Genomic DNA, 12881 nt, shown 5'->3' with positions numbered 1-12881 from the left:
GACAGCGAATAGCGAATGGCGAATGGCGAATAGAGTCCTTTCTACTCGCTGCTCGCTATTCGCTATTCGCTTCAAAGAAGAGGCTCGAAAAGCGACATGGCTCAGACGTCGGCCCGCAAGTTCACCGGTCGCAAGCGCACCCGCAAATTCTTCGGTCACATCCGGGAAGCCGCGGCGATGCCCAATCTGATCGAAGTGCAGAAGGCCTCCTACGATCAGTTCCTGCTTGTCGACGAGCCCAAGGGCGGGCGCCCCGAAGAGGGTCTGCAGTCCGTCTTCAAATCCGTCTTCCCGATTTCCGATTTCTCCGGCGTCGCGCTTCTCGAATTCGTCCGCTACGAGTTCGAGCAGCCGAAATATGACGTCGACGAATGCCGCCAGCGCGGCATGACCTTCGCCGCCCCGCTGAAGGTGACGCTGCGCCTCATCGTGTTCGATGTCGATCCCGACACGCAGGCGAAGTCGGTCAAGGACATCAAGGAGCAGGACGTCTATATGGGCGACATGCCCTTCATGACGTCGAACGGCACCTTCATCGTCAACGGCACCGAGCGCGTCATCGTCTCGCAGATGCACCGCTCGCCGGGCGTGTTCTTCGACCACGACAAGGGCAAGAGCCACTCCTCCGGCAAGCTGCTCTTCGCGGCCCGCATCATTCCCTATCGCGGCTCCTGGCTCGACATCGAGTTCGACGCCAAGGACATTGTGTATGCGCGCATTGATCGCCGCCGCAAGATTCCGGTGACGTCGCTGCTGTTCGCGCTCGGCCTCGACGGCGAAGAGATTCTTTCGACCTTCTACAAGACCATCACCTATACGGCCGACGGCGAGAACTGGCGCATGCCTTTCGACGCCGAGCGCATGAAGGGCGTGAAGGCCGTCGCCGACATGATCGACGCCGACACCGGCCAGGTCATTCTCGAAGCCGGCAAGAAGCTCGCCGTGCGCGCCGCGCGCCAGCTCGCCGAAAAGGGCGTGAAGGCGATCCGCGTCTCGTCCGAAGATCTTTACGGCCAGTATCTCGCGCAGGATCTCTACGATCCGGGCACGGGCGAAATCTTCGCCGAAGCCGGCGACGAAATTACGGCGAAGACGCTGCCGCTCCTGCTCGAAAAGGGCTTCGACGAGCTGCCGATCCTCGACATCGACCATATCAATGTCGGCCCCTATATCCGCAACACGCTCGCGGTCGACAAGAATTCGAACCGCGAGGAAGCGCTGTTCGACATCTACCGCGTCATGCGTCCGGGCGAGCCGCCGACCATGGACACGGCGGAAGCCATGTTCCATTCGCTGTTCTTCGACGCCGAGCGCTACGACCTCTCGGCCGTCGGACGCGTGAAGATGAACATGCGCCTCGACCTCGACGCGCCCGACACAACGCGCACGCTGCGCCGCGAGGACATTCTCGCGGTAGTGAAGGCGCTCGTGGATCTGCGCGACGGCCGCGGCGAGATCGACGACATCGACCATCTCGGCAACCGCCGCGTCCGCTCGGTCGGCGAGTTGATGGAGAACCAGTATCGCCTCGGCCTGCTGCGCATGGAGCGCGCCATCAAGGAGCGCATGTCCTCGGTCGACATCGACACGGTCATGCCGCAGGACCTGATCAACGCGAAGCCCGCCGCCGCCGCCGTGCGCGAATTCTTCGGCTCGTCGCAGCTCTCGCAATTCATGGACCAGACCAACCCGCTCTCGGAGATCACGCATAAGCGTCGTCTCTCGGCGCTGGGGCCGGGCGGCCTCACGCGCGAGCGCGCCGGCTTCGAAGTGCGCGACGTACACCCCACGCATTACGGCCGCATCTGCCCGATCGAGACGCCGGAAGGTCCGAATATCGGCCTCATCAACTCGCTCGCGACCTTCGCGCGCGTCAACAAATACGGCTTCATCGAAGCGCCCTACCGCCGCGTGCGCGACGGCAAGGTGACGAACGAGGTCGCCTATCTCTCCGCCATGGAAGAGGCGAAATATCACGTCGCCCAGGCCAATGCGCCGGTCGACGCCGACGGCAATCTGACGGAAGACCTCGTGCTCTGCCGTCACGCCGGCGACGTGATGCTTGTTCCGCGTGAAAAAGTCGACGCGATGGACGTGTCGCCCAAGCAGCTCGTCTCGGTCGCCGCGGCGCTCATCCCCTTCCTCGAGAATGACGACGCCAACCGCGCGCTCATGGGCTCGAACATGCAGCGTCAGGCCGTGCCGCTGGTGAAGGCCGACGCGCCGCTCGTCGGCACGGGCATGGAGGCCGTCGTCGCCGCCGACTCCGGCGCCGCCATCTCCGCGCGCCGCACCGGCGTCGTCGACCAGATCGACGCGACGCGTATCGTCATCCGCGCCACGGAAGAGCTCGACCCGGCCAAGCCCGGCGTCGACATCTACCGGCTGATGAAGTTCCAGCGCTCGAACCAGTCGACCTGCATCAATCAGAAGCCGCTCGTGCGCGTCGGCGACATCGTCAAGAAGGGCGACATCATCGCCGACGGCCCGTCGACGGATCTCGGCGACCTCGCGCTCGGCCGCAATGTGCTCGTCGCCTTCATGCCGTGGAACGGCTATAATTTCGAAGACTCGATCCTTTTGAACGAGCGCATCGTGAAGGAGGACGTGTTCACGTCGATCCATATCGACGAATTCGAGGTGATGGCGCGCGACACGAAGCTCGGTCCCGAAGAGATCACCCGCGACATTCCCAACGTCTCGGAAGAGACGCTGAAGAATCTCGACGAAGCGGGCATCGTCTATATCGGCGCCGAAGTGCAGGCGGGCGACATTCTCGTCGGCAAGATCACGCCCAAGGGCGAGAGCCCGATGACGCCGGAAGAAAAGCTGCTGCGCGCGATCTTCGGCGAGAAGGCCTCCGACGTGCGCGACACTTCGCTGCGCGTGCCGCCGGGCGTTCAGGGCACCATTGTCGAGGTGCGCGTCTTCAACCGCCACGGCGTCGAGAAGGACGAGCGCGCGCAGGCGATCGAGCGCGAGGAGATCGAGCGTCTCGCCAAGGACCGCGACGACGAACTCGCCATTCTCGACCGCAACGTCTACGCCCGTCTCGGCGAGACGCTGATCGGCAGGAAGGCGATCGCCGGCCCGAAGAGCTTCAAGAAGGATCAGGCGCTCACTCAGGCGATCCTCGACGAATATCCCCGCTCGCAATGGTGGACCTTCGTCATCGAGGACGACGAGCTGATGGCCGCGATCGAGGCCGTCCGCAAGCAGTACGACGAGTCGAAGAAGGGCCTCGAAAACCGCTTCCTCGACAAGGTCGAGAAGCTGCAGCGCGGCGACGAGCTGCCGCCCGGCGTGATGAAGATGGTCAAGGTCTTCGTCGCGGTGAAGCGCAAGATCCAGCCCGGCGACAAGATGGCCGGCCGCCACGGCAATAAGGGCGTCGTCTCGCGCATCGTGCCGCAGGAGGACATGCCTTTCCTCGAGGACGGCACGCCCGTGGACATCGTGCTGAACCCGCTCGGCGTGCCGTCGCGCATGAATGTCGGCCAGATTCTCGAGACGCATCTCGGCTGGGCCTGCGCGGGCCTCGGCAAGCAGGTGGGCAAGGCCGTCAACGCCTATATGAAGTCGAGGGACGCCTCGATCCTGCGCGGCGCGCTAACCGACGTCTATGGCAAGGACGAGGAGATCGACAGGCTCGACGACGGCCTGCTGCTAGAGACCACGAGGGATCTGCGGCGCGGCGTGCCGATCGCGACGCCGGTCTTCGACGGCGCGCGCGAGAAGGACATTGTCGACATGCTGACCAAGGCGGGCCATGACCCGTCGGGCCAGGTGACGCTCTTCGACGGCCGGACGGGCGAGGCCTTCGACCGTAAGGTGACCGTGGGCTACATCTATATGCTGAAGCTCCACCACCTCGTCGACGACAAGATCCATGCGCGCTCGATCGGCCCCTACTCGCTCGTCACCCAGCAGCCGCTGGGCGGCAAGGCGCAGTTCGGCGGCCAGCGTTTCGGCGAGATGGAGGTCTGGGCGCTCGAAGCCTATGGCGCCGCCTACACGCTGCAGGAAATGCTGACCGTGAAATCGGACGACGTCGCCGGCCGCACCAAGGTCTATGAGTCGATCGTGCGCGGCGACGACACTTTCGAGTCCGGCATTCCCGAGAGCTTCAACGTGCTCATCAAGGAAATGCGATCGCTGGCGCTCAATGTCGAGCTGACCAACGCGACGCCGGAAGAGGAAGAGATTGCGCCGCCCGCGGAGGCTGCGGAATAGTCCATGCGACTGTCGCCCGTCATTGCGAGGAGCGTAGCGACGAAGCAATCCAGAACCACATCGCGGCTCTGGATTGCGTCGCTGCGCTCGCAATGACGGCCGTCGCCTCGTTTTGAGATTTTACGACGCAGGTCGCGCGGCTCCTCCGCCCCCGCGTCACAGGAGAAGACCATGAATCAGCAAGAGGTCATGAATCTCTTCAATCCGGTCGTGGCGACGCAGGCCTTCGACCAGATTCAGATTTCGATCGCGAGCCCGGAGAAGATCCTCTCCTGGTCCTTCGGCGAGATCAAGAAGCCCGAGACGATCAACTACCGCACCTTCAAGCCCGAGCGCGACGGCCTGTTCTGCGCGCGCATCTTCGGGCCGATCAAGGACTATGAATGCTTGTGCGGCAAGTACAAGCGCATGAAATACAAGGGCGTCATCTGCGAGAAATGCGGCGTCGAAGTCACGCTCGCGCGCGTCCGTCGCGACCGCATGGGCCATATCTCGCTCGCGGCGCCCGTCGCGCATATCTGGTTCCTGAAGTCGCTGCCCTCGCGCATCGGCCTTCTGCTCGACATGACGCTGAAGGACCTCGAGCGCATCCTCTATTTCGAGTCCTATATCGTCATCGATCCGGGCCTCACGCCGCTGAAAGAACGCCAGCTCCTCTCGGAAGAGGAGTATCTGACGGCGCAGGACGAATATGGCCAGGACACCTTCACGGCCATGATCGGCGCGGAGGCGATCCGCCGCCTGCTCGAGTCGATGGACCTCGAAGGCATCGCCGCCAGCCTGCGCCAGGAGATCGCCGAGGCGAAGACCGAGCTCAAGCCCAAGAAGCTCGCCAAGCGCCTGAAGATCATCGAGGCCTTCATCCAGTCCGGCAACCGCCCGGAATGGATGATCCTGAAGGAAATCCCGGTCATCCCGCCGGATCTGCGTCCGCTCGTGCCGCTCGACGGCGGCCGCTTCGCGACGTCGGACCTCAACGATCTCTACCGCCGCGTCATCAACCGCAACAACCGCCTCAAGCGGCTGATCGAGCTGCGCGCGCCGGACATCATCATCCGCAACGAGAAGCGCATGCTTCAGGAGGCCGTCGACGCATTGTTCGACAATGGCCGCCGCGGCCGCGTCATCACGGGCGCCAATAAGCGTCCGCTGAAGTCGCTCGCCGACATGCTCAAGGGCAAGCAGGGCCGCTTCCGCCAGAACCTGCTCGGCAAACGCGTCGACTATTCGGGCCGCTCCGTCATCGTCGTCGGCCCGGAGCTGAAGCTGCATCAATGCGGCCTGCCGAAGAAGATGGCGCTCGAACTGTTCAAGCCCTTCATCTATTCGCGCCTCGACGCGAAGGGCTATTCGGCGACCGTCAAGCAGGCGAAGAAGCTCGTCGAAAAGGAGAAGCCCGAGGTCTGGGACATTCTCGACGAGGTCATTCGCGAGCATCCGGTTCTGTTGAACCGCGCCCCAACCCTGCACCGCCTCGGCATTCAGGCCTTCGAGCCGGTGCTGATCGAGGGCAAGGCGATCCAGTTGCATCCGCTCGTCTGCGCGGCCTTCAACGCCGATTTCGACGGCGACCAGATGGCCGTGCATGTGCCGCTGTCGCTCGAAGCGCAGCTTGAAGCGCGCGTGCTGATGATGTCGACGAACAACATCCTGCACCCGGCCAATGGCCAACCGATCATCGTGCCGTCGCAGGACATCGTTCTCGGCCTCTATTATCTGACGCTGGAGCGCGACGGCGAGCCGGGCCAGGGCATGTGCTTCGCCAATCAGGGCGAGATCGAGCACGCGCTCGCGGCCAAGGCCATCACGCTGCACACCAGGATCAAGGGCCGCGGCTGGACCTGGGACGCGAACGGCAAGCGCGTGTCGAAGATCTTCGACACGACGCCGGGCCGCATGATCCTCGGCCAGCTCCTGCCCCGGCACACGAAGATTCCCTTCGACGTCGTCAACAAGCTGATGACCAAGAAGGAAATCTCGAACATGATCGACACCGTCTACCGCAATTGCGGTCAGAAGGAGACGGTCATTTTCTGCGACCGCATCATGGCGACGGGCTTCCGCGAAGCCTTCAAGGCCGGCATCTCCTTCGGCAAGGACGACATGGTCGTTCCCGAGACGAAGGAGAAGATCGTCTCCGAGACGCGCGCCGCCGCGAAGGAATATGAGCAGCAGTACAATGACGGCCTGATCACGCAGGGCGAGAAATACAACAAGGTCGTCGACGCCTGGATGAAGTGCACGGACAAGCTCGCCGAGGAGATGATGCAGCGCATCTCCGCGGTGCGCAAGGACGAGCACGGCCGCGATAAGCCGATCAACTCGATCTACATGATGTCGCATTCGGGCGCGCGCGGCTCGCCGCAGCAGATGAAGCAGCTCGCGGCGATGCGCGGCCTGATGGCCAAGCCCTCGGGCGAGATCATCGAGAGCCCGATCATCTCGAACTTCAAGGAAGGCCTGACCGTTCTCGAATATTTCAACTCCACCCACGGCGCCCGCAAGGGCCTCGCGGACACGGCGTTGAAGACCGCGAATTCGGGCTATCTCACGCGCCGTCTCGTCGACGTCGCGCAGGATTCCATCATCTCGTCCACCGATTGCGGCTCGACGAGCGGCATCCGCATGCGCGCGATCATCGACGCCGGCCAGGTCGTCGCCTCGCTCGCGACGCGCATTCTCGGCCGCACGGCCGCGGAGGATCTCAAGTCGCAGGACGGCAAGGTCATCGTGCCGGCCGGCGAGATGATCCAGGAGTGGCATATCGAGCCGATCAACGCCGCCGGCATTCAGGAGGTGAAGATCCGTTCGGTCCTCACCTGCGAGGCCAAGAACGGCGTCTGCGCCAAGTGCTATGGCCGCGACCTCGCGCGCGGCACGCCTGTCAATATGGGCGAGGCCGTGGGCGTCATCGCGGCGCAGTCGATCGGCGAGCCGGGCACGCAGCTCACCATGCGCACCTTCCACATCGGCGGCGCGGCGCAGCTCGCGGACCAGTCCTTCATCGAGTCGAATTTCGAGGGCTCGGTCCACATCCGCAACCGGCATGTGGCCCGCAACTCGGACGGCGATCTGATCGTCATGGCGCGCAACGTCGCCGTGGTGATCCTCGGCCCCGACGGCGCCGAGCGCGCGGTGAACCGCATCCAATACGGCGCCAAGCTGAAGGTCGACGAGGGCGACGCGATCAAGCGCGGCCAGCGCATCGCGGAATGGGACCCCTATACGCGTCCCATCATCAGCGAGGTGGACGGCGTGATCGGCTTCGAGGATCTCGTCGAAGGCCAGTCCATGTCGGAGACGGTCGACGAATCGACCGGCATCGCCAAGCGCATGGTCATGGATTATCGCCTCAATCTGCGCTCGGCGAGCCTCAAGCCCTCGATCGTCATCAAGGGTCCGGACGGCAAGATCTGCAAGCTGCAGCGCGGCGGCGACGCCCGCTACCTGCTGCCCGTCGACTCGATCATCGCGGTCGAGCCCGGCGGCACGGTGAAGGCCGGCGACATCGTCGCGCGTATTTCGGTGGAAAGCGCCAAGACCCGCGACATCACCGGCGGTCTGCCCCGCGTCGCCGAGCTCTTCGAGGCGCGCCGTCCGAAGGACCATGCGATCATCGCCGAAATCTCGGGCACGGTGCAGTTCGGCCGCGACTACAAGAACAAGCAGCGCCTCTCGATCATTCCGAGCGAGGAGGGCGCCGAGCCGGTCGAATATCTGATCCCGAAGGGCAAGCATATTCACCTTCAGGACGGCGACGTCGTCGAGAAGGGCGACTATATCGTCGACGGCAATCCGGCGCCGCACGACATTCTGGCGATCAAGGGCGTGGAGGAGCTTGCGGCCTATCTCGTCAACGAGATCCAGGAGGTCTACCGACTGCAGGGCGTGAACATCAACGACAAGCACATCGAAGTGATCGTGCGCCAGATGCTGCAGAAGATCGACATCGTCGATCCGGGCGACACCGGCTTCCTCGAAGGCGAGCAGGTGGATCACGTCGAGCTCGACGAGGCCAACGCCAAGGCGATCGAGAATGGCGGCAAGCCTGCGCATGGCACGCCGGTGCTGCTCGGCATCACCAAGGCGTCGCTGCAGACGCGGTCCTTCTTCTCCGCCGCCTCCTTCCAGGAGACGACGCGCGTCCTCACCGAGGCCGCCGTCAACGGCAAGATCGACCCGCTGGTCGGCCTCAAGGAGAACGTCATTGTCGGCCGCCTCATCCCGGCCGGCACGGGCGCGGCGATGGCGAAGTTCCGCTCCATCGCCAGCGGTCGCGACGATCTCATCATCACGCAGCGCGCGGAAGGGGCGGAGCCCGCCCCGGCCCTGCCGCCGGCGGAGTGACGCCGGTTCCGCTTGATTCATTCGCCGTGCGGCCGTCAGGAGCTGCGGCGACGCTCTGGATTGCTTCGCCTTCGGCTCGCAATGACGGGGCGCGCGAACCAAGTGATCAGGCGGAAACCGTATGACACAGGAGAAAGCGCCAACGATTAGGAGGCCGCCCGGAAACGGGCGGCCTTTTGTTCCGCCCTTTAGTTCATCGGCTTTTTCGCCAATTCCTCCTGCGCGCGCCGGATCAGCGCATCCTCATGCGTCTTGTAATAGCGCCAGCCCGCGACGAGACCGAGCAAGGCGATCAAGGCGCCGGCGATCCCCACCGGACCTTTCACCTTCTCAATCTCCGCGCCGAGCGCATAGGCGCCGTAGCCGAAGAGATGCGCCCAGACGAGCGCGCCCGCCGCGTTGAAGAAAAAGAAGGTCAATGGCGGCAATCGATTCATGCCGGCGAGAACCGCCGCCAGCATCCGCAGCAAGGCGATGAATCGGCCGATGAAAACCACATAGCCGCCAAAGCGCCGAAAGAAATATTGTCCGATCTGAATCTTTTCGGGCGTGATTCCGATGCGCGGGCCGTAGCGGTAAAGCAGCGGGGCGCCGAATTCGCGGCCGATCCAATAGCCGGCATTGTCGCCGAGGATCGCGCCCGCCGCCGCCGCGAGGACGACGCCTTCGATCGAGAGCGCATGCGAGCGGCCGGCATAGATCGACGCCGCGACGAGGACGGTCTCGCCCGGCAGCGGGGCGCCGGCGCTTTCCAGCATCACGACGAACGCCACCGCCCCATAGCCATATTGCTGGAGAAGCGAGGCGAGATGGGCGGGGTCGAACATGAGGAGCGCTTTCGTTCGGAACGCATGCCGGCGCAGGCTAACCGCATCGTTCATGCTCGGCAAATGACGCTTGGGACTTCAGATTTACGTTGGAAGGACATAGATTGGGCGGCGTGCCGTCCTTTCTTTCCATGCCGCCCGGCCTTCCCGCCCGCGCGGCCCGCGCGCTGATCCTGCTCTACCGCGTCACCTTCTCGGCCTTTGCCGGACGAAGCTGCCGCTACGCCCCGACCTGCTCGGAATATGCGGACGAGGCCATTGCGCGTCACGGCCTGTGGGCCGGCGGCTGGATGGGCTTCGCCCGCATCTGCCGTTGCCGCCCAGGCGGCGGGGAAGGCTTCGATCCCGTCCCGGAGTCGTTGAATTCGAAAGCAAGCGCGCTCACGCCCTGGCGCTATGCGCGCTGGCGCGGGCCTTTCCGCTGCGAGGAAGTCGAAGACGAGCGATAGACGCGCGGCGGGCGTCCTCCTGCCCGCGCGTCCGTCATTGCGAGCGAAGCGAAGCAATCCAGGGCTGCATTGACGCACTGGATTGCTTCGTCGCTTACGCTCCTCGCAATGACGGCGGCGCTTTAGGAATGCGCCTATGACTTCGCCATCAACTCCAGCGCCAGCCCGTAAATCCGGGTGCGCGACGCCTCGGGCAGCGTGCGCAGCACTTCGAGATAGGTCTGCCCCGCGGCGCACATTTTCGCGTCGTCGAGCGGCGGGTCGGGCATCTTGCCGTCGAGCAGCGCGTCGATCTCCACCTTGCCCAGGCCGCGCGCCTGAAGGGCCGTCTCCAGCGTCTTGAAATCGGCTTCGCTCGGCTGCGCGCGAGCGATGTTCTTCGTCTGGCCGCTCACCATGGCGTCGAGATTGGCGGTCGCCATATCGGCGACGAGCGGGCGCCGGGCGGCGGCGAAGCGCTGAAAGTCGAGATTGGTCGCGCCGTAGAGAAAGGCGACGCACATCTTCTTGTCCTCGCGCGCCACCGCCTGGAGCACTTCGAGCTGCTTGGCGAAGACTTTCGACATGGCCTCGGGCTCCGCCTTGGCCGCGAGGCCGCCGCGCGTCTGGCGCAGACGCCGGACGGCCTCGGAAAGATAATAGTCGACGCTCTGCTCCATCCGCATTTCCGCGAGGCGCGCCGCGAATTCATTGAGCGTCGCCTCGTAGTCCTGCGTGAAGGTCTCGCGCAGGCGCGCAAAGTAGCGCGCATATTCCGGCGTCTGCGCGATGGCGGTCTCCACCATCTGGCGCGCGGCTCCGTTGTCGATCGGCGCCGTAAAGGCGGCGAGCGGACCGCCGCCCGGCTTGGCCGGCGCGAACGACATCATGATCAGCCCGACGCCGAGGCAGATCGCCACGACGGCGGCGGCGGCAAGAGCCAGAACTCTCTCGATCAGCATTCAATAGCCTTTGGCGCGGCAAAACCGACGCCGGAATTTATGCCAAAGCGCGCCGTCGTGAAAGGCGCTTACGCACGCGCTTCGCCGAGCCGCGCAAGCCGCGCCGTTTCCGCTCGGTAGGCCACGAGAAGCGCGATATGGCGGTTGAGGTCATATGTCCAATGGCCGCTGCGGGCGCGCTCGGCCCGCAGCGCGCGCTCGATCTCGCGCAGCACGGCGCGCGCAGCTTCCGCCGTCTCGCTCTCAATGGTCTCGCGCGACAGGCGGTGAAAGCGCGATAAGGCGTCGCGGCGGTCATAGCCCGCAAGACCCGCGTCGAGCGCGGAGACGAGCGCGGGCCGGGCGGCGGCCTTCAGCCGCTCGAAAGCGCGGCCCTTTGAGGGATAATCGGGAAGCAGGGACATGGCTCGATCCTCCTGGGCGGGAGGATGAGCGCGGCCGCGGCCCTGAGGATAGAATTTTTTCCGCCTGAATAGGATTTTTTTCCGTCATAGCCTTTGGCGTTCACTCCAGCCAGAGGCGCTCATGTCCCTTTCCTGCGCAAGTCCCGGACGCTTCATCATCATTGACGGGCTCAGCCTCGCCGTGGCGGCGGCCGTCGCGCGGCTTCCCGTATCGGCCCTCGCCGCGCCGTCGCGCTCCCGCGCCCCGGTCGCCCGCGCGCGCCAGCTTGCCGTCTATCTCCACCATGTCGCGCTCGGCGCGAGCCTCTCGGCCTGCGCCCGCGCCTTCGCGCGCGACCGCGCCACGGTGCGTCACGCCTGCGCGGTGATTGAGGATCTGCGCGACGAGCCACGCGTCGAACGCTGGGCCGCGCGTCTGGAGCGCGCCGTCGCCGCGCAGCGCGACATGATTTGCGCGCTCCTTTCCGAGATGGAAGGATCGGCGCGATGAGCCGGGCCGTTCAAAAGGAAGATGGCGAAACGGCGCGCCTGCTTCGCCGGCTGATGGAGGCGCTGAACGAGGCCGGCGCCCGCGCCGCGCCGAGCGATCTCGATAACGACAGGATCGTGGTCCGCGCGCCCCGCAACGGCGTCACAGTGGTGCGCGCGCGTCTGCCCGCGGCCGCCGCCGAAGCCGCGCTGTCGCGGGGCCTCGCGGAATGGGTCCAAGAGGAGGTCGGCCGGCGCCTGCGCATAACCGAACCCGGCCGCGCCTTCCTGCGGCGCGCGGCGGCGCGCGAGCCGGAGCTCGATCCCTTCCGCGTCCAGCACGGCGCCTTCGAGAAGCGCGCGCCGGAAAAGGGCGCGAGACCGGCGCTGGTCAATGAGGCGGAGAGCCCCCTCGCCTGGCTCGCCCGCCGTAAGGGAACGGACGGCAAGCCCTTCCTGTCCCCGGCGCAGATCGAGGCGGGCGAGCGCTTCCGCCGCGATGTGGAGCGGGCGCAGATCCTCCAGCGCGTCACCGCCAATTGGGACGCCTCCATCGCCTCCTCGCGGCGCGGCGCCGACGCTGGCGTCGCCGTGACCGAGATCGCCATGGACGCGCGCCGCCGCCTCGCCCGCGCCTTCGAGGCCGTGGGGCCGGACCTCGCCGGCCTGCTCACCGACGTCTGCGGCTATCTCAAGGGGCTGGAGATCGTCGAAAGCGAACGCGGCTGGCCGGCGCGCTCGGGCAAAGTGGTGCTGAAAATCGCCCTCGACCGCCTGGCGCGCCATTACGGCGTCGCCGACGGGGCGATGGGGCCCGCGCGGGCGAAAGGGCTGCTGCATTGGGGCGCGGAGGATTACCGGCCGAGCATGTGAACCGGCCGGACATTCCGCGTCCGCAACCGGCGGCGGACTTCCGTGCTGACCCCCTTGCATCTGCGAGAGATTTGCCGCGCGCTCCCTCTCCCCGCCGCGCGGGGAGAGGGTTGGGGCGAGGGGCGAAGCCGCAGGAGCGATCTTTCGACGGTCGGCGCGCAAGATAATTCGTCTCGCCCAAGCGCGTCTATTGCCGCCTAGCCCCTCACCCCGACTCTCTCCCCGCCGCGGGGGAGAGGGAGGCGGCTCGCCTCTAGCGCAGGCAAATAATCGCCCGCCTCCCTGCTTACCGTTGACTTCGCCCTTCGAAACATCGGAGGTAAGGGAAGTCACGAACAG

General features: G+C 65.3%; 8 protein-coding genes. 5 read left to right on the top strand and 3 right to left on the bottom strand.

The window, feature by feature from the left end:
• The first annotated feature begins 96 nt into the window (after positions 1–96).
• Both rpoB and rpoC read left to right on the top strand, forming a co-directional pair.
• Complete coding sequence (gene rpoB / locus ACV7JP_RS11655; protein WP_457795847.1) at positions 97–4233, top strand: DNA-directed RNA polymerase subunit beta; 4137 nt, start codon at positions 97–99, stop codon at positions 4231–4233.
• Positions 4234–4404: 171 nt separating this feature from the next.
• On the top strand, positions 4405–8580 hold the full coding sequence (gene rpoC / locus ACV7JP_RS11650; RefSeq protein WP_457795846.1) for a DNA-directed RNA polymerase subunit beta': 4176 nt from the start codon (positions 4405–4407) through the stop codon (positions 8578–8580).
• A 188-nt stretch (positions 8581–8768) separates the two neighbouring features.
• Here the strand turns inward: rpoC and ACV7JP_RS11645 are convergent, their stop codons facing one another.
• Positions 8769–9407 (bottom strand): DedA family protein, encoded by a 639-nt coding sequence (locus ACV7JP_RS11645; protein ID WP_457795845.1) that lies wholly within the window; start codon positions 9405–9407, stop codon positions 8769–8771.
• A gap of 131 nt (positions 9408–9538) precedes the next feature.
• On the opposite strand from ACV7JP_RS11645, the gene yidD reads away from it, so the two are divergent.
• Complete coding sequence (yidD, locus tag ACV7JP_RS11640; protein WP_457799073.1) at positions 9539–9856, top strand: membrane protein insertion efficiency factor YidD; 318 nt, start codon at positions 9539–9541, stop codon at positions 9854–9856.
• Between the two features lie 134 nt (positions 9857–9990).
• Here the strand turns inward: yidD and ACV7JP_RS11635 are convergent, their stop codons facing one another.
• Positions 9991–10797 (bottom strand): hypothetical protein, encoded by an 807-nt coding sequence (locus ACV7JP_RS11635; RefSeq protein ID WP_457795844.1) that lies wholly within the window; start codon positions 10795–10797, stop codon positions 9991–9993.
• 68 nt (positions 10798–10865) lie between these two features.
• A complete protein-coding gene (locus ACV7JP_RS11630; RefSeq protein ID WP_457795843.1) occupies positions 10866–11201 on the bottom strand; it encodes a DUF6477 family protein in 336 nt (111 codons plus the stop codon).
• 121 nt (positions 11202–11322) lie between these two features.
• On the opposite strand from ACV7JP_RS11630, the gene ACV7JP_RS11625 reads away from it, so the two are divergent.
• The gene (locus ACV7JP_RS11625) at positions 11323–11691 is read left to right on the top strand and encodes a helix-turn-helix domain-containing protein (RefSeq protein WP_457795842.1); all 369 of its coding nucleotides are present in this window, start codon (positions 11323–11325) and stop codon (positions 11689–11691) included.
• Complete coding sequence (locus tag ACV7JP_RS11620) at positions 11688–12542, top strand: DUF6456 domain-containing protein (RefSeq protein ID WP_457795841.1); 855 nt, start codon at positions 11688–11690, stop codon at positions 12540–12542. The genes ACV7JP_RS11625 and ACV7JP_RS11620 overlap by 4 nt, the downstream gene beginning before the upstream one ends.
• Positions 12543–12881: the final 339 nt, after the last annotated feature.

This window comes from Methylocystis sp. S23, from assembly GCF_054106005.1.
Note: the sequence above shows the minus strand (reverse complement) of the source record. Positions and strands in the feature narration are given on the sequence as shown.